This is a genomic window from Mycobacterium sp. C31M (assembly GCF_053345865.1).
The window spans coordinates 1-17827 of sequence record NZ_JBKFAX010000006.1 but is presented as its reverse complement, the minus strand read 5'-3'; the positions used below and the strand labels follow the sequence as shown (position 1 = coordinate 17827).

Here is a 17827-nt window from a genome sequence, read left to right as displayed (position 1 = left end):
ATCATCGGTTACATCACCGCAACCACCGCATCGCACTCGACGCGAAAACTGTCACCTGACAGAAAGTCCGCTCCATGCGGGCTCCCCGACTGCGCGAGAGTGATCAGTGAGCAGCACCGACACCACGGCCGGCGCCCGGGCCCACGCCCGGGCCCAGCACGGCAGCACCGCCGAGTTCATGCGCCACCAACCGGCCGCAACCTCCCCGACCGCACCCGCCGACATCCCCGTCGAGGCGCTGGTGTGGTCGGAAACCGTTGCCCCGGGCGGCTATACGAGCGCGGTCCTGGCCCGCGGCACCCGGATCCGGCTCACCGACCTCGCCGGGGACGCCTGCGCCCATCTGCTACTGCATCGCGCCGACGCACCGCATGAACGCCTGAACGTCGCCGACACCGTGAAGGTGCCGTGGCAGGCCTACGTCACCACCGGCCATCCGCTGCTCAGCGGATTCGGCCGAGTGCTGGCCACCGTCGTCGCCGACACCTCGACCCGACACGACAGCCTCACCGGAACCTCCACCCGCGCAGGCAACCTGGAGCGCTACGGGGCCGCTGTACCGGAGTCGGCCTCCCCAGCCGGCCGGGAGTTGTTCACCCTGGCCGCCCTCAAACACGGCCTGGACCGCCGCGACGTGGTGCCCTCGGTGTCGTTCTTCCAGGGTGTCCGTGTCGACTCCGACGGCACGTTGCGCTGGCTCGGATCCGCCGGTGCGGCAACAACAGTGGATCTGCTGCTGCACGTCGACACGATCGTGCTGCTGGCCAACACCGCACACCCGCTGGACCCGCGGCCGGGGTTCACCTGCTCACCGCTGCTGGTGCACGCCTGGCCCGCACCGACCGAGTTGACACGACTGGCCGCCGGAGACCTGGTGGGGCCGCTGGGGCCCGAGCACACCCAGGCCATCGTCAACACCGACGCCGATCTCGCCGCGAGGGGACAACTGTGACCGCTGTGGAGATTCCCGCCCTGGTACCGGGCACCGTCATGCTCGACGAGCACGTCGCCGCACGCGCGTCGTGGTCGGCCGTGGTGGCCGCCGGCGATGTCCTCACCATCGTCGACCTGGCCGGCAATCAGGCCGTCGACTGCCTGCTGTATGCGGCCGGCGATAACGGGGTGCGCTACTCGGCACCGGAAACCATTCGGCGCCAGGGACGTATCGCATTGACCACCGGATCGGTGCTGCGCGCCGACACCGGTGACGCGCTGATGACCGTCGTCGCCGACGAGGTCGGTGTCCACGACACGCTGGGCGGCGCCTGCTCCAAGGAGTCCAACACCCTGCGTTACGGGCAGCACACCCGCGCCCAGCACGGCTGCCTGGACAACTTCCTGATCGAAGGCGCACGCCACGGGCTGACTGCCCGCGATATGGCCAGCAATATCAACTGGTTCATGAACGTGCCGGTCGATCCAGACGGGGCGTTGGGCATCGTCGACGGACTGTCCGGCCCCGGCAAGCGCGTCGCGTTGCGCGCCGAGATCGACACGCTGGTGCTGGTGTCGAACTGCCCGCAGATCAACAACCCGTGCAACGCCTTCGATCCGACCCCGGTACGGATGGTCGTCACCCGGCCCTTCGGAGCAGCGGCATGAACCACACCGGGTCCAACCACACCGCGACAAGCCACACCGTCCTGATCGCCAACCGCGGTGAGATCGCGGTCCGCCTGATCCGCGCCGCGCGCGAACTCGGACTGCGCACCGTCGCGGTGTTCTCCGACGCCGACCGTGGCGCACCGCATGTGGCACTCGCCGACGAGGCGGTCCGCATCGGTCCGGCCGCACCGCGGGACAGCTATCTGCGCACCGCAGGCATTCTCGACGCGGCGGCCGCCACCGGCACCACCATCATTCATCCCGGCTACGGATTCCTTTCCGAGGATGCTGATTTCGCCGCCGCGGTCGAAGCGGCGGGTATCGCCTTCGCCGGCCCCGATCCGGAGCAGCTGCGCGTATTCGGCACCAAGCACACCGCGCGTGCGGCGGCCCGCGCCGCCGGCGTGCCGATCTTCCCCGGTTCCGATCTGCTCGACGATCTCGACGACGCCGTCTCCGCCGCCGAAACGATCGGCTACCCGGTGATGCTCAAGGCGACCGGTGGCGGCGGCGGTATCGGGATGCAGGTGTGTCGCAACGCCGATGACCTGCGCACCGCCTATCAGCGGGTGGTCGCGCAGGCCGAACGCAGCTTCGGGTCCGCCGGTGTGTTCGTCGAACGTTATGTCGAGAACGCCCGCCACGTCGAGGTCCAGATCTTCGGTGACGGCACCGGTCGGGTGCTGTCCCTGGGTGACCGGGACTGCTCGCTGCAACGGCGCCACCAGAAGGTGATCGAGGAAGCGCCGGCCCCCGCCCTGCCCGACGCGGTGCGTGCACAGTTGCACGCCACCTCACGCGCGCTGGCCGCCGCGGTCCGCTACCGATCCGCGGGCACCGTCGAGTTCGTCTACGACGCGGCCCGCCAGGAAGCGTCCTTCCTGGAGGTCAACGCCCGTCTGCAGGTGGAACATCCGGTCACCGAGGCCGTGACCGGTGTCGACCTGGCCGGCTGGATGGTACGACTGGCCATCGGCGACACCACGATGTTCGACGATCACCCCGACGGCACCGTCGCCTCGACCGGGCATGCGGTCGAGGCCCGGATCTACGCCGAGGACCCGACCCGGGACTACCGGCCCAGTATCGGCACCATCACGAAGGTCGGATTCCCCGACCCTGTCCATTTTCCCCAAGTCCGGGTCGACGGCTGGATCCAGGACGGCACCGACGTCACCGCCTCCTACGATCCGCTGCTGGCCAAGGTGATCACCCACGCCGACGACCGCGATGCCGCGTTGGACCGGCTGGCCGAATCGCTGGCCAAGACCGAGCTGCACGGTATCGAGGTCAACCTCGGAATGCTGGGTGCGGCACTCGAACACGCCGACGTCCGCGCCGCAAGGCACAGCACCGCGACGCTGGCCTCCGTCACCGACCCGCGCGCCCGGATCACCGTGGAGCGGCCCGGCCTGCTGACCACCGTGCAGGACGTGCCCGGTCGGGTCGGCCTCTGGCAGGTCGGGGTGCCGCCGAGCGGACCGATGGACGATCTGTCGTTCCGGTTGGGCAATCAGGCGCTGGGTAACCCCGAGCACGCGGCGGGGTTGGAATGCACCGCGACCGGCCCGGCACTTCGGTTCAGCCACCCGACGACGGTCTGCGTCACCGGGGCCGAATGCCTGATCACCGTCAACGGTGCGCCCGCCCCGATGTGGGAACCGATCGATATTCCCGCCGACGGCATCCTGGACGTGGGCGCCGCCGAAACGGTCGGGCTGCGCACCTATGTGCTGCTGGCCGGTGGGCTGGATGTACCGACCTACCTGGGCAGCGCATCCACATTCACCCTCGGCCGGTTCGGCGGCCACGGCGGCCGGGAGCTGCATGCCGGTGATGTGCTGCGCACCAACACTGCCCAGCCGGCCGAGCCCACCCCGGTTCCCGCCGGGCAACGGCCCGCGTTCACCCAGGAGTGGGAGCTCGCCGTCACCGAGGGGCCGCACGGCGCCCCGGAGTTCTTCACCCGCAACGACATCAACACCCTGTTCGACAGTTCCTACCGGGTGCACTTCAACTCGGCGCGCACCGGGGTCCGGCTGGAGGGACCGAAACCCGAGTGGGCCCGCCCCGACGGCGGTGAGGCCGGGCTGCACCCGTCCAACATCCACGACAACGCCTACTCGGTCGGTGCGCTGGACTTCACCGGGGACACTCCGATCCTGCTGGGTCCCGACGGGCCGAGTCTGGGCGGGTTCGTCTGCCCCGTCACGGTGATCTCGGCCCAACGGTGGAAGCTCGGGCAGCTACGTCCCGGCGATACCGTCCGCTTCGTCCCCGTGCGGGCCGCCGACGCCCCGTCCCGCACTGATCTGAGCGCCCGCAGGGTGACCCCTCTGCCTCGCAGCGGTGACGGCGATGACGGTGTGCTGGCCCGGCGCGATGGCACCGGCGGCGCACCCGCGGTCACCTACCGGCGCAGCGGCGATGACAACGTCCTCGTCGAATACGGGGACATCGTGCTGGATCTCGCGCTGCGGGCCCGGGTACACGCCCTACACACCCGCCTGAACGGCAGCGCCAACGGCATTCTCGACCTGACCCCGGGCATCCGCTCGCTGCAGGTGCACGTCGATCCCGATGTGCTGCCGATCACCCAGTTGCTGGGTCTGCTCGCCGAGATCGAGGACGACCTGCCGGCCTCCTCGGAGCTGGCGGTACCCAGCCGCCATGTCCGGCTGCCACTCAGCTGGGACGACCCGGCGACCCGGGAGGCGATCGCCCGCTACACCTCCGGGGTGCGTGACGACGCTCCGTGGTGCCCGTCCAATATCGAATTCATCCGGCGTATCAACGGTTTGGACGGTCAGGCCGATGTGTACGACACGGTGTTCGCCGCCGAGTACCTGACCCTCGGACTCGGCGACGTCTATCTCGGCGCCCCGGTGGCCACCCCGCTCGACCCGCGGCACCGGCTGGTCACCACCAAGTACAACCCGGCCCGCACCTGGACCGCCGAGAACTCCGTCGGCATCGGCGGCGCGTATCTGTGCATCTACGGGATGGAGGGCCCGGGCGGTTATCAGTTCGTCGGGCGCACCACCCAGGTGTGGAGCCGCTACCGGCACACTGCGCCGTTCGAACCGGGCAGCCCGTGGCTGCTGCGGTTCTTCGACCGGATCTCGTGGTATCCGGTATCGGCCGAGGAACTGCTCGAGCTGCGCGCCGACATGGCCGCCGGTCGCGGCAGCGTCGACATCACCGAGGGCACCTTCTCGCTGGCCGAGCACGACAAGTTCCTGGCCGACAATGCCACCGATATCAGCGCATTCCGCGAGCGGCAGGCCGCGGCGTTCGCGGCCGAACGCGCCGCCTGGGAACGCGCCGGCGAGTTCGACCGGGCCGAACGCGCGGCGTCCAACGCCACCGCCCCCACCGAGGACGTGGTGCTCGGCGACGGTGACCAACGGATCGACGCGCCGTTCTCCTCGAGTGTGTGGAAGGTCGACGTCGCCATCGGCGACCAGGTGGTCAGCGGGCAACCGCTGCTGGCATTGGAGGCGATGAAGATGGAGACGGTGCTGCGGGCCCCCTCGGACGGAGTGGTCACCCAGGTGCTGGTCTCGGCCGGGAATCTGGTCGATCCGGGGACCCCGCTGGTGGTTGTCGGGACGGGAGCGAGCGCATGACCGCGATCGAACGGGTCCGCGCCGCCTACGCCACGATCGACGCCGCCGACCGCCCCGAGATATGGATCACGTTGCGGCCGTTGACCGAAGCGCTGGCCGATGCCGAAGTCGCCGACGCCGCGGGCGGACCGTTGACAGGTCTGGTTGTCGCGGTCAAGAACAACATCGACATCGCGGGCATCCCGACCACCGCGGCCTGCCCGAGCTTCGCCGCCACACCGGCGACCACCGATGCGGCGGTGGTGGCCCGGCTGCGGGCCGCCGGAGCCGTCGTCATCGGTGCGACCAACCTCGACCAGTTCGCCACCGGTCTGGTCGGTACCCGCAGCCCCTACGGTGCGGTGCGCGATTCCCGGCGACCCGAATACATCTCCGGCGGTTCGAGTTCCGGGTCGGCGGTGGCCGTCGCCCTCGGCCTGGTCGATATCGCTCTGGGCACCGACACCGCGGGATCGGGCCGGGTGCCTGCCGCACTGCAGGGCATTGTGGGGATCAAACCGACGCTGGGCGTGGTACCCACCGACGGGGTGGTGCCGGCCTGCCGCTCCTATGACTGTGTGACGGTGTTCGCCCGCGACCTGGACACCGCCGACGCCGCGATGGGCGTCATCGCCGGTGGCGCACGGCCGTTCCCACCCGACGCCCCGCTGGCCGCTCCACCGGCCACCCGGGTCGCGGTGCCGCGCACCTTGCCGGGGCTGTCACCGGAGTGGGCACAGCTGTTCCGGTCCGCATGTGACCAGTTGGCGAGCAAGGGTGTCGAACTGGTCGATATCGACCTCGATCCGTTCCTGGCGGCCGCCCGGCTGCTCTATGACGGCGGACTGGTTGCCGAACGGTACGAGGCGGTCGGCGATTTCGTCGACACCCATCGTGGTGCCGCGGATCTGGACCCGACCGTGGCGGGCATCATCTCGGCGGCGGGCACGGTGTCGGCGGCGCAGCTGCTGGGTGACCGGACACTGCTTGCCGAGCTGACCGCGACAGCGATGGCCCAGCTCGAGGGTTGTCATGCGCTGCTGGTGCCGACCACCACCGAACATCCTCTGCTGGCCGAGGTGGCCGCCGACCCGGTGGCGGTCAACTCCCGACTGGGCACCTACACCAACTTCTGCAATCTGATGGATCTGTGCGCGATCGCGGTGCCGGCCGGAACCGATTCGGCCGGAGCACAATTCGGCGTCAGCCTGGTTGCCCGGGCCGGAGCCGATGCGTTGGCCCTCGACATCGCCCGGCTGTTGACCGATGGCCCCGCCACCGACGTCCCGTGGCCCACCCGTGCCGGGCTGGACACCACCACGCTGCTGGTGGTCGGGGCGCATCTGCGGGGTCAGCCGCTGGCCTGGCAGCTCGATGATCGCGGTGCCCGCTGGATGGGTCGGGCCGACACCGCACCGCAGTACCGGTTGGCCCGTTTGCACACCGAACCGCCCAAACCCGGACTGGTTCGGGTCGCACCGGGGTTCGGGACGGCCATCGGCGGCGAGCTGTGGCAGATCAGCACCGCCATGCTCGGCGATTTCCTGGCCGCGCTGCCGGCTCCGATGATGCTCGGCAAGGTCGAACTCGCCGACGGTTCCGAGGTCGTCGGGTTCGGCTGCAGTCTGCAGGCCTGGCAGGACGGCGAGGACATCACCGCCCACGGCGACTGGCCGGGTTATCTGCGCCGGGTGAATCCGACGACGGCAGCTTCGTGGGATGACGTCACCCAACGGGTATGGCGGCGCACCGCAATGGTGGTGCCCGACACCGTGATCGACACCGGTACCGAGGTCGAGTGGCTGCAGGCCGGCGAGCTGTACATCGATCTGCGCACCCCAGCGGGCATGCCGGCGCTCACCGGCACATCGCTGGACACGTTGACCCCGGAGGATCTCCTGACGCTGCGCACCCAGCAGGCGTTCGCCGGGCGTCTCGTCGACGACGGCGGCGCCTGGACCTGGCACCGGGAGATCGACCTGCACCCGGCCGAGGAGCTGCCCGACCGTGGCCGCCTGCACCTGGCCGACGGTGTCCTGATCGAAACCGGCATCGGGCGTGACTATTTCGAAGACTGGGTCTGCGACCGACCCGTCGGCGAATCGTTGCAGTTGCGACTGCGTGACGAGGACGGGCAGCGTGGCATGCTGCTGCGGGTCGGCGACCGGTTCGGATTCGCCCGCGGTCGTGACACCGCACAGACCGCGATGGACGTGGAGATCTCGCTCGGCGTCGTCGACGACACCGGTTGGCACATCACCCGATCGACGTGGGCGTTCCGGGTCGGCGACGATCTGGCCCCCGAACTCGGCGCCACGGCGGTGACCACCACCGAACGCGATCGCTCCGGTGCCACCGTGCGGCGGCACTGGACGGTGGCCGCCCTCGACCATGCCCTTGCGACAGGACCGTCATGAGTGCCGATTTCACCGATGTCCCGGTGCTGGACATCGCCGCACTGCTCGACGACAACGACCCGGGCTATCCCGATGCGGTGGCCGCCCTCGGTGACGCGGCCCGCCGCGTCGGCTTCGCCCAGATCGTCGGGCACGGTATCGATCCGAGCCTGTTCACCGACCTGCTGACGTACACCCGCGCCTTCTTCGCGTTACCCGATGCCGAGAAACGCAAGGTGCACATCGCGCGGTCGACCAATCACCGCGGTTACGTGCCGCCCGGCGAGGAGGTCTTCGCCGCGGGTACCGCCGACGCCAAGGAGGCCTTCGACCTATCCGTCGAACTGCCCGCCGACGATGCTCGCTACCTGGCCGGCCATCCGCTGCTGGGCCCGAACCAGTGGCCGGAACTGCCCGGCTTCCGAGACGCCGTGACCGCCTGGTACGAAGCGGTTTTCACATTGTCGCGGCGACTGCTGCGGGCGTTCGCGGTGGCGCTCGGCGAGCCCGCGGACCGGTTCGACCGGCACGTCACCACCCCGCCGTCGCAGCTGCGACTGATCCACTACCCGTTGGATCTCGATGCGGCGGACCGACCGGGCATCGGGGCGCACACCGACTACGAATGCTTCACGCTGCTGCGCCCGACCGCGCCCGGCCTGGAGGTGCTCAACGCCGCCGGCGACTGGATCGACGTCCCGCTCATCGACGATGCGTTTGTGCTCAACATCGGTGATCTGCTGGAGATCTGGACCAACGGCCAGTTCGTCGCCACCACCCACCGGGTGCGCAAGGTCGCCGAGGAGCGGTACTCGTTCCCGCTGTTCGTCAACGTCGACGATGACACCTTGGTGGCCCCGCTGCCGGCGTTCGTCGGCGCCGACGCGCCCGCCCGCACCCCGGTGGTCGCCGGCGAGCATCTCTTCGCACAGACCGCACAGAGTTTCCGCTACCTGCAGGAGCGTCTTGCCCGAGGGGAGGTGACACTGCCCGAGGGCGCCCATCCGCTGGCGACGTTCGGCCGAAAGGCCGTCGCCAATTGATCTCTTCCCCTCTCCGGCAACGTCGCCGGGACTCCCGCATACCCCTACTCCCCCGATGGAGTCCGCCATGATCATCACCGGCGTTGCCATATTCCTACTCATTCTCACCATCAGCGGTGTCGTATCCGCGCGTCGTGTGCGCGGCGACTGTTCGAACTATCTGGTGGCCGGGCGCGCACTACCCGCCGTCCTGGTCACCGCCGTCCTGATCGCCCAGCCCGTCGATTCCAATGCCACCATCGGCAACGCCGACCTGTCCGCGGCCTTCGGGTTCTGGGCGGGCGCCGCACTGCCCATCGGTCTGGCCGTATGTCTGGTGTTGATGGGGCTGTTCTTCGCCAAGCGGATGCGCGCTGCCGATGTGGTGACGTTGCCCGAGTACTTCCGAAACCGGTTCGGCCGCAGCACCGAAGTCGCGTCGTCGTATCTGACCATCGCCAGTTTCATCATCCTGCTGGCCGGCAACCTGGTCGCCGTCGGTTTCCTGTTGGAACGTTTCCTGGGCGTCTCCTACGCTTTCGGCATCCTGCTGACGGTGCCGCTGGCGCTGCTGTACACGATCAGCGGTGGCATGTTCGCCTCGGTGTACACCGGCGTCGCCTGCGTGATCGTCAACGTCATCGGCGTCACCGGTCTGGTGATCTGGGTCGCCTCCACCCACGGTTTCAGCGCTCCCGAGGGGATGGGTGCCGGCGATCTGGCGCAGCTCACCTCCAGTGATTCCGGTGCGGTGATCAACTGGGCCACCATCATCGCGCTCGGCCTGGGCAACCTGGTCGCCATCGACCTGATGCAGCGGGTGTTCTCCGCACGCACTCCCGGTGGCGCACAGAAGGCCTGCTTCGCGGCCGCTGCGGGTCTGCTGATGCTGTGCATCCCACTGTCTTTTGTCGCGTTGGCGGCGGTCAGCATCGTCGGTGACGCTGCGACCGACGGGCCGATCCTCTACACGCTGCTGGGTCAGTACGCACCGGCGTGGCTCGCGATCATCGTGATCTCGGGGCTGCTCGCGGCAACCCTCACCACGATCAGCGGCATCCTGCTGTCGACGGCGGCGGTGCTGATCCGCAACATCCTGCGCATCGACGCCGATGCGGTGATCATGACGCCGCGGGTACTGACCGCAACCCGGTGGGCGACGCTCCCGATGGCGGTGCTGGCTGCCGCCGTTGCGCTGCGGGTGCCGCAGACCGGCATCCTGTTGACCCTGGCGTTCGATCTGCTGCTGGCCAGCCTGGTGGTGCCGTTCATCCTCGGGCTGTACTGGTCGCGCGGCGGCGCGGCCGCGGCGTGGGCGGCGATCGTCGTCGGCATCGGGGTGCGGATGACGTTCTTCGTTCTCACCCCGACTATCTACGGGGTCGACAACACGCTGCTGTACATCCCCAACGAATGGGTCACCCCGGCGGTGGACGGGTGGAGCACGCTGCTGGCCGGTGCCGCCTCTCTGGTGGCGTACCTGATGGTCGCGGTGGTCAGCAAGCCGTCGGCGCAGCCCACCGAGCAGTCCGAGGCGACGCCCGCCCCGGTACTGACGACGGCGCAGTCCTGAGCCGCGGAGCAAAAACCCATGGCTGCGCACGTGTCGAACCTGTCGGACTGGCAGGATCGACACGTGCGCACCACCGCGAGCGGCCGACCCCGCCTGGAGGGCCGCAAGAGGCCGGGCCAGACCGCCCGCGACGAGGTGCTCGACGCCGCCGCCGAACTGTTCACGACCATGGGGGTGGCGGCCACCTCGACACGCCAGATCGCCGAGGCCGTCGGGATCCGGCAAGCCTCGCTGTATCACCACTTCCGCACCAAGAACGACATCCTGGCCTCGCTGCTCAGCGGCACCGTGGTGTCCTCGCTGAACGCGGCGCAGCAGATGGCCGACCGCCCCGAACCGCCGGTTGTGCTGCTGCACGCGCTGAGCTATCTGGACTGTCGACTGTTGTGGGACAGCCCGTGGAACCTGGGCATTCTGTATCTGCTACCCGAGGTCCGCGATCCGCAGTTCGCCGAATTCCATTCTCAGCGCGCCGAATTGCGTGAGGCGTACCGGGCGTTGGCGCACCGTGTGCTCACCGAGGTCCGTCCGGCGCCGGACGCGCTCGATATCGGTGCCGATGCCGACGCGGTGTTCCGGTTGGTGGAGAGCCTGCCCAACCTGCGCGCCGACGGTCTGGGTGATCCCGAACAGCCGCGGCGCACCGCCGACCTCGCCGTGCATCTGCTGGGCTGGCGGGGCGACTGGGAGGGGCTACGCGCCGCGTCGCAGGCCGTCGCGGACGAGGTCGCCGGCACCACACCATGACGGCGCTCGACGACTGGCCCTCGCTCGGTCACGAAATCGAGCTGGCGCGGGCGTTGTTCGGTTCGCCAGACCGGGTCTCGGCTTGGTTGTCGCAGGAGCTGTCGCGCACCGAGGACGACGAGTTCGCCCGATCGTTCTCCGATCACATCGACCTGCCGGGCGTGAGGCACCGCGACTATCTGCATCGGCTGATCGACACCGCGCGTGGACACGTGCTGGGCGGCATCAGATTCCGGGGCCGCGACATCAGCAAGCCGTTCGTCGAGATCATCGCCCACACCTTCGACGACACCGCGGCGCTCACCGAGTGTGTCGCGCGGGAATGGGAGATCTTCTCCCCCAAGGCACTCCGGGTCCGGCTGCCGCCAGCCGCCGGCCATCTGCTGGACCAGACCGTGCACATCGCCCGGTGCGCGGACATGCTGCCGCCTGTACCGGAGGTCCGGCTGGCGCCGTTCGACCATGTCGAGGATGCCCTGGACACGGTGCGCATCAGGTACCGCGAGCTGGATCCCGAACTCGCCCACAGGGTGAGTGCGGCCAGCCGCGATGATCTGCGTAGCTGGCATGACACCGGTCGGCTGCACGCCATCGAGGCCGACCGGACCGTGGTCGGTGCCCTCGCCGTGGTTCCCGCCGACATCCTGTGGATCGATGGGGCCGTGGTCCACGAGGAGGTGATCGCCGCCGAGCACGCCGGCCACCACTACGCGTCGAAGGCGCAGCGCCGCTGGGCCGCCGACAACCCGAACCCGGACGAGCTGCTGATCGGCACCATCGACGGGCTCAATGTCGCCTCCCGGCGGGCCGCCGAGGCGGCGGGGCGGACGCGGCTGCTGGACCTGGTGTTCGTGCCGCTGGGGTGAACTGTCAGTCGACCCCGAGCATGACCTCGGTCGATTTCACCAACACGGTGGCGGGTGTGCCCTCGGCCAGGCCCAGTTCCTCGACGGCCTCCTTGGTGATCGAGGCCGTGACGATCTGGCCGCCCGGGTCGAGGCGGACCTTGACGGTGGCCATGACGGCGCCGGTGGTCACCTCGGTGACGATGCCGGTCAGTTGATTGCGCGTGGACAACCGCATGATGAGCCTCCTGCTCGGTAGGTGGCGTGACCACACTTCACCCTAGTGATCGCGGCCACCACGACCTCCATATCCGCGTTCGCGGTCCCAATGCGCTATTTTCTCCGCATAAGCGGATAAGGAGAGATCGGGTGTCGGCAATACGGATCAAGGATGCCGCCGCGCTGCTCGGGGTCAGCGATGACACCGTGCGACGCTGGGTCGACAGCGGTGCGCTGCCTGCGGACAAGGATGAATCCGGCCGCAAGGTGATCGCCGGCGAAGCGCTGGCGGCCTTCGCCCGCGACCATGCCGAACCGCCGGCCGACCCGACCGGTGGCGTCAGCTCCGCGCGTAACCGCCTCGTCGGACTGGTCACCAAGGTGACCTCGGACAAGGTGATGAGCGAGGTCCAGATGCAATGCGGACCGTTCACCGTCGTCTCGCTCATGAGTACCGAATCGGCGCGCCAACTCGGGCTGGAGCCGGGCGCGCTGGCCGTCGCGGTGGTCAAGGCCACCAACGTCATCATCGAAACCCCCGGAGGAACATCGTGAAATCGCTCGCCATCGCCGCCCTGGGCATCACGGCCCTGCTCGCCGGCTGCTCCCCCTCTGAGACGGCGGCGCCGTCCTCGACGAGTGCGGCACCATCGGCTGAGATCACCGGCGATATCACCGTCTTCGCCGCGGCATCGCTGAAGAAGACCTTCACCGAACTGGGCACCCAGTTCGAAACCGACCATCCAGGCACCACCGTCACGTTCAACTTCGCCGGGTCCTCGGATCTGGTCGCCCAGCTCACCCAGGGCGCCCCGGCCGATGTGTTCGCCTCGGCGGATACCAACAACATGACCAAGGCTGTCGACGGTGGTGTGGTGGCCGGCGAGCCGGTGGACTTTGCCACCAACACCCTGACCATCGTCACCCCGCCCGGAAACCCGAAGGGCATAACCTCTTTCGCTGATCTGGCCAAGCCCGACACCCAGGTCGTGGTATGTGCCCCACAGGTGCCGTGCGGGTCGGCGACCGAGAAGGTCGAGAAGGCCACCGGCGTCACCCTGTCCCCGGTGAGCGAGGAAGCCGCGGTCACCGACGTGCTCGGCAAGATCACCTCCGGCCAGGCCGATGCCGGTCTGGTCTACGTCACCGATGCCGCCGGGGCCGGCGACAAGGTGACTTCTGTTCCGTTCCCGGAATCCGGTGATGCGGTCAACACCTACCCGATCGCCGCAATGAAAGATGCCGCCAATCCCGCTGCCGCGCAGGCGTTTGTCGATCTCGTCACCAGCGCGCCCGGGCAGGAGGTCCTCGCAGCGGCAGGTTTCGCCGCCCCGTGAGGCACCCGGCGGCCCGCGCGATCCAGGTCGGTCTGCCGGCGTGGATCTATCTGCCGGCCGGCGTCGGCGCCCTGTTTGTGATCATGCCGCTGATCGCGATCCTGCTGTCGATCGACTGGGGCAACTTCTTCCCGCTGATCACCTCCGAATCATCGAGAGCGGCACTGCTTCTCAGCCTCAAGACGGCAAGCGCAAGCACGTTGGTATGCATACTTCTCGGTGCGCCGATGGCACTGGTGCTCGCCCGTGGCCAGTTTCCCGGGCAATCGATCCTGCGGACCCTCGTGCTGCTGCCGTTGGTGTTGCCACCGGTGGTCGGGGGTATCGCGCTGCTGTACACGTTCGGACGTCAGGGTCTGCTCGGCCACCAGTTGGACCTGTGGGGTATCAAGATCGCGTTCTCCACGACGGCGGTGGTGTTGGCGCAATCCTTTGTGTCACTGCCGTTCCTGGTGGTCAGCCTGGAGGGTGCGTTGCGCTCGGCGGGATCGGGCTATGAGCGCATCGCCGCCACACTCGGTGCCCGCCCGACCACCGTGCTGCGGACGGTGACACTGCCCCTGGTGCTGCCCGGATTGGCCTCTGGCGCGGTGCTGGCCTTCGCCCGTTCGCTCGGCGAGTTCGGGGCTACGCTGACGTTCGCGGGGTCACTACAGGGGGTCACTCGTACCCTGCCGCTGGAGATCTATCTGCAGCGCGAGACCGATGCCGACGCGGCCGTCGCGTTGTCACTGTTGTTGATCGTGGTGGCGGCCGGCATCGTGATCGCCTCGACCAGCCGACGTTTGGCGGGGCCGCTGTGAGTGCAGCAAACGATTCAGCCTCTGCGGCGTTGACTGTGCGCGCCCAGCTCGACGAGCGCAACGTCGAGTTCGACATCACGCTTGCCGACGGCGAAGTACTGGCGGTGCTGGGACCCAACGGCGCCGGGAAGTCGACGCTGTTGCAGCTGATCGCCGGACTGCTGCGCGGCGACACCGTGCGGATCACGCTGGGCGACACCGTCCTCACCGATACCGCCGCCGGTGTTTTTGTCGCGCCACACGCGCGCGGGGTGGCCATGCTGTCCCAGCAGGCCATGCTCTTCCCACATATGACGGCGGCCGCGAACGTCGCCTACGGCCCGCGCTGTCGTGGTCTGTCGAGGTCTGCGGCCAACGATCAGGCCCGCCACTGGCTCGACGCGGTCGGCGCGACCGAACTCGCCGACCGCAAACCTGCCCAACTGTCCGGCGGGCAGGCCCAACGGATCGCGGTCGCCCGGGCGTTGGCCGCCGAACCCCGACTGCTGCTGCTCGACGAACCGATGGCGGCACTCGATGTGACGGCGACGCCGGCACTGCGCCGACTGTTGCGCGATGTGCTGGCCGACCGCACGGCCATCATCGTCACCCACGACCTGCTCGATGCGCTGGCCGTCGCCGACAAGGTGATCGTCGTCGACGGCGGCAGGGTGGTCGAGAGCGGCCCGGTGCGCGAGGTGCTGACCGCGCCGCGCAGCGACTTCGCCGCCCGCATCGCCGGGGTCAACCTGATCTCCGGGGTGATCGTCGAACCCGGCACCCTGCGGACACCATGGGGCACACGGATTTCCGGTCTCGGCGATATCGCGGTCGGTGCGGCCGGGGTGGCGCTTTTCCGGCCCGCGACGGTGGCGGTGCATCTGACCGCCCCACATGCGAGCCCCCGCAATATCATCGAGGTACCGATCGCCGAACTCGACATGCACGGCAGCACCGTGCGGGTCCGCGGCGCCGAACAGCCCGACGGCGGCACCGGGCTGGCCGCCGATATCACGGCTGCGGCGGCCGCGGACCTGGATCTGCAGCTGGGTCAGTCGGTGTTCCTTGTGGTGAAAACTCAGGAAGTGCAGCTGCATCCGGCGCTGATACCGATGATGTAGGCATGCACGATCGATCCCTGCCGCCACTGCGACTCGCCATCGTCATCGGTGCGCTCGGTGTGGTGTTCGGCGATATCGGAACCAGCCCCATCTACACCTTGCAGACGGTGTTCAACCCTGCCGATCCGCATCCGGTGCCGCTCACTGAGGCCAACGTGTACGGCGTTGTCTCGCTGATCTTCTGGTCGGTCATGCTGATCGTCACATTCACCTACGTCACCCTGGTGATGCGCGCCGACAACCACGGCGAGGGCGGCATCATGGCGCTCATCACGTTGCTGCGGCGCGGCGCGAGCACGCGGGGTCATCGCACGGCGATAATCCTCGGATTCCTCGGACTCTTCGGCGCGGCACTGTTCTTCGGCGACTCGATGATCACGCCGGCCATCTCGGTGCTATCGGCCGTCGAGGGGCTCAAGACCCTCGAACCCGACCTGCACGACTGGGTGGTGCCGATCACCGCGGTCATCATCGTCGCACTGTTCAGCGTGCAGCGGCAGGGCACCGCGGTCGTCGGGCGCTTCTTCGGGCCGATGATGATCGCCTGGTTTCTGGCCATCGGGGCCTGTGGGGTGAACGGCATCGTCGCCGGCCCGGGAATCCTGGCGGCGTTGTCGCCCACGTACGCGATCACCTTCATCGGCGGGCACTTCCACATCGCCTTCTTCGCGTTGGCCGCGATCGTATTGGCAGTCACCGGCGCGGAGGCGTTGTACGCCGACATGGGCCATTTCGGGCGGCGCGCCATCGTGATCGGCTGGCTCGGTCTGGTGCTGCCTGCCTGCACCCTGAACTACTTCGGCCAGGGTGCGCTGCTGTTACGTGATGACAGCGTGCACAGCGCACCGTTCTTCCTGCTGGCACCGGAATGGGGCCGGTTGCCGTTGGTGTTGCTGGCCACCGCGGCCACCGTCATCGCCTCGCAGGCAGTCATCACCGGAGCGTTCTCGGTGGTATCGCAGGCCGTTCAGCTCGGGTATCTGCCGCGGCTGCGAATCACGCACACGTCGGCGAAGGCCATTGGGCAGATCTACGTCCCGTGGATCAACTGGGTACTGATGGTGTCGGTGCTGACGCTGGTCTTCGCGTTCGAAACCTCGGCGGCGCTGGCATACGCATTCGGCATGGCGGTCAGCGGGACCATCACGATCTCCACCCTGCTGTTCCTGTATTACGCGCGGCAGCAGTGGAAGTGGCCGCTGTGGCTGCTGCTGGCCGGGGGCGGTGCGTTGCTCACCGTGGACCTGATGTTCTTCGCCGCGAATCTGACGAAGCTGGCGCACGGGGCATGGCTGCCGCTGGCCATCGCGATTCTCGCGTTCACCGTGATGACGACCTGGCAGCGCGGCAGGCATCTGGTCACCGCCTCACGACGCGAGATCGAGGGACCACTTCGACCGTTCATCGACGATCTGGCCGACCGGAAGCCTCCGCTGGCACGCGTACCGGGCACCTCGATCTACCTCAACCGCAGTGATGACACCACCCCACTGGCCATGCGGGCCAACGTCGAACACAACCACGTCCTGCATCAGCACGTGATCATCGTGTCGGTGGAGACCCTTCCGGTGCCCCGACTCTCCGACGATCAACGCATCACCGTGGATGCCCTCGGGTACCGCGATGACGGCATCGTCCATGTCACGGTGCACGCCGGTTATATGGAGCGGCCGGACGTGCCTGCCGCACTGCGTATGTTGCCCGCCGAGGTCACCGACGGCGGCATTGATCTGGAGGCCGCGTCCTACTTCCTGTCACATCTGGAACTGGTACCCGGGGACAGCACCGACATGGTGGCGTGGCGCAAGCACCTTTTTGTCGCGACGTCGTTCCTGACCGCGGACGCCGCCGGCTACTTCCACCTGCCTCAGGACCGCACGGTACTGGTCGGGTCACGATTGGATGTCTGATCGAACCCCGACGTGTGATCCCCATCACAAAGTGGTTAGTATCGACGGACGCCGGGGCACTTGACCCGGCGACGAACTTTGCGGAGCGGGTGCTCCGAGCCCACGGAACGGCCCCGGTGTGTTTCCCGGGGCCGTTCCAATGTTCCGGGGTCGTTCGGCCGAATCAAGCCACCTACCTGCGGTTTTGACGTCCCATTTGACTTGTCGGCAGCGCGCGTAGTATCGAACACATGTTCGATAAATCATCGTTGCGGGAGCTCAACGACGAGGCACTCATCACCGAGCTTCAGGGCGCCACCGTGGCCGAGTCCTGCGAGGCGGCCCGCCGGCTCGCTCTGATCGCCGAGGCCACCGCACGCTGGTGCGAGGACGAGGACGACAGCTCGGCGCTCAAGCTCATCGATGGGTGGGCGTTGGCCAAGGCGCAGGTCTCGGCGGCCTGCAATCTGGGGCCGCAGGCCGCGAGCACCCAGATGCGCATCGGGGTCGCCCTGCGCGAACGGCTACCGCAGACCGCGGCGGTCTTCGCCGACGGTGCGATCTCGGCGAAAGTGATCACTGCAATCACCTGGCGCACCCACCTGGTCACCGACCCCGACGCCCTAGCCTCGATTGATACCGGGATCGCCGAGAACGCCCACCAGTTCGGCGCCTTATCGGAG

Annotated in this window: 15 protein-coding genes; 14 read left to right on the top strand and 1 reads right to left on the bottom strand. The window is 68.3% G+C overall.

Annotated elements, in window-relative coordinates; genetic code table 11:
* Window positions 1-106: 106 nt before the first annotated feature.
* The 8 genes from ACLBYA_RS10990 (at window position 107) to ACLBYA_RS10955 (ending at window position 11817) form a co-directional block, all read left to right on the top strand.
* On the top strand, window positions 107-952 hold the full coding sequence (locus ACLBYA_RS10990; RefSeq protein WP_447709435.1) for an urea amidolyase associated protein UAAP1: 846 nt from the start codon (window positions 107-109) through the stop codon (window positions 950-952).
* 38 nt (window positions 953-990) lie between these two features.
* Complete coding sequence (locus ACLBYA_RS10985; RefSeq protein ID WP_447709652.1) at window positions 991-1602, top strand: urea amidolyase associated protein UAAP2; 612 nt, start codon at window positions 991-993, stop codon at window positions 1600-1602.
* A complete protein-coding gene (gene uca, locus ACLBYA_RS10980) occupies window positions 1599-5234 on the top strand; it encodes an urea carboxylase (protein WP_447709434.1) in 3636 nt (1211 codons plus the stop codon). The genes ACLBYA_RS10985 and uca overlap by 4 nt, the downstream gene beginning before the upstream one ends.
* A complete protein-coding gene (atzF, locus tag ACLBYA_RS10975) occupies window positions 5231-7630 on the top strand; it encodes an allophanate hydrolase (protein WP_447709433.1) in 2400 nt (799 codons plus the stop codon). The genes uca and atzF overlap by 4 nt, the downstream gene beginning before the upstream one ends.
* A complete protein-coding gene (locus ACLBYA_RS10970; RefSeq protein WP_447709432.1) occupies window positions 7627-8652 on the top strand; it encodes an isopenicillin N synthase family dioxygenase in 1026 nt (341 codons plus the stop codon). The genes atzF and ACLBYA_RS10970 overlap by 4 nt, the downstream gene beginning before the upstream one ends.
* Window positions 8653-8719: 67 nt before the next feature.
* Window positions 8720-10204 carry a sodium:solute symporter family transporter gene (locus ACLBYA_RS10965; protein ID WP_447709431.1) on the top strand — a complete coding sequence of 495 codons (1485 nt, stop codon included), beginning with the start codon at window positions 8720-8722 and terminating at the stop codon, window positions 10202-10204.
* An 18-nt stretch (window positions 10205-10222) separates the two neighbouring features.
* Window positions 10223-10951 (top strand): TetR/AcrR family transcriptional regulator, encoded by a 729-nt coding sequence (locus ACLBYA_RS10960; RefSeq protein ID WP_447709430.1) that lies wholly within the window; start codon window positions 10223-10225, stop codon window positions 10949-10951.
* Window positions 10948-11817, top strand: a complete 870-nt coding sequence (locus ACLBYA_RS10955) for a hypothetical protein (RefSeq protein ID WP_447709429.1) — start codon at window positions 10948-10950, stop codon at window positions 11815-11817. Before ACLBYA_RS10960 ends, ACLBYA_RS10955 begins: the two co-directional genes overlap by 4 nt.
* Before the next feature lie 4 nt (window positions 11818-11821).
* On the opposite strand, the gene ACLBYA_RS10950 is transcribed toward ACLBYA_RS10955, so the two are convergent.
* Window positions 11822-12034 carry a TOBE domain-containing protein gene (locus ACLBYA_RS10950; RefSeq protein ID WP_447709428.1) on the bottom strand — a complete coding sequence of 71 codons (213 nt, stop codon included), beginning with the start codon at window positions 12032-12034 and terminating at the stop codon, window positions 11822-11824.
* 131 nt (window positions 12035-12165) lie between these two features.
* Here ACLBYA_RS10950 and ACLBYA_RS10945 point away from each other — a divergent pair, with 131 nt between their 5' ends.
* The 6 genes from ACLBYA_RS10945 to ACLBYA_RS10920 form a co-directional block, all read left to right on the top strand.
* Window positions 12166-12570, top strand: coding sequence for a TOBE domain-containing protein (locus ACLBYA_RS10945; RefSeq protein ID WP_447709427.1), 405 nt, complete (start codon window positions 12166-12168; stop codon window positions 12568-12570).
* On the top strand, window positions 12564-13352 hold the full coding sequence (gene modA / locus ACLBYA_RS10940; RefSeq protein ID WP_447709651.1) for a molybdate ABC transporter substrate-binding protein: 789 nt from the start codon (window positions 12564-12566) through the stop codon (window positions 13350-13352). Before ACLBYA_RS10945 ends, modA begins: the two co-directional genes overlap by 7 nt.
* Window positions 13349-14155, top strand: coding sequence for an ABC transporter permease (locus tag ACLBYA_RS10935; RefSeq protein WP_447709426.1), 807 nt, complete (start codon window positions 13349-13351; stop codon window positions 14153-14155). Before modA ends, ACLBYA_RS10935 begins: the two co-directional genes overlap by 4 nt.
* 35 nt (window positions 14156-14190) lie before the next feature.
* Window positions 14191-15255 carry a sulfate/molybdate ABC transporter ATP-binding protein gene (locus tag ACLBYA_RS10930; RefSeq protein WP_447709650.1) on the top strand — a complete coding sequence of 355 codons (1065 nt, stop codon included), beginning with the start codon at window positions 14191-14193 and terminating at the stop codon, window positions 15253-15255.
* A 2-nt stretch (window positions 15256-15257) separates the two neighbouring features.
* On the top strand, window positions 15258-17165 hold the full coding sequence (locus ACLBYA_RS10925) for a potassium transporter Kup (protein WP_447709425.1): 1908 nt from the start codon (window positions 15258-15260) through the stop codon (window positions 17163-17165).
* Between the two features lie 230 nt (window positions 17166-17395).
* The coding region (locus ACLBYA_RS10920; protein ID WP_447709424.1) for a DUF222 domain-containing protein at window positions 17396-17827 on the top strand (432 nt) is incomplete at its 3' end.

What these genes read in the sequence shown, in the direction of transcription:
- ACLBYA_RS10925 (WP_447709425.1), top strand. Translation starts at nt 15,258, where the DNA reads ATGCACGATCGATCCCTGCCGCCACTGCGACTCGCCATCGTCATCGGT.
- ACLBYA_RS10960 (WP_447709430.1), top strand. Translation starts at nt 10,223, where the DNA reads ATGGCTGCGCACGTGTCGAACCTGTCGGACTGGCAGGATCGACACGTG.
- ACLBYA_RS10965 (WP_447709431.1), top strand. Translation starts at nt 8,720, where the DNA reads ATGATCATCACCGGCGTTGCCATATTCCTACTCATTCTCACCATCAGC.
- uca (WP_447709434.1), top strand. Translation starts at nt 1,599, where the DNA reads ATGAACCACACCGGGTCCAACCACACCGCGACAAGCCACACCGTCCTG.
- ACLBYA_RS10955 (WP_447709429.1), top strand. Translation starts at nt 10,948, where the DNA reads ATGACGGCGCTCGACGACTGGCCCTCGCTCGGTCACGAAATCGAGCTG.
- atzF (WP_447709433.1), top strand. Translation starts at nt 5,231, where the DNA reads ATGACCGCGATCGAACGGGTCCGCGCCGCCTACGCCACGATCGACGCC.
- ACLBYA_RS10985 (WP_447709652.1), top strand. Translation starts at nt 991, where the DNA reads ATGCTCGACGAGCACGTCGCCGCACGCGCGTCGTGGTCGGCCGTGGTG.
- ACLBYA_RS10950 (WP_447709428.1), bottom strand. Translation starts at nt 12,034, where the DNA reads ATGCGGTTGTCCACGCGCAATCAACTGACCGGCATCGTCACCGAGGTG.
- ACLBYA_RS10970 (WP_447709432.1), top strand. Translation starts at nt 7,627, where the DNA reads ATGAGTGCCGATTTCACCGATGTCCCGGTGCTGGACATCGCCGCACTG.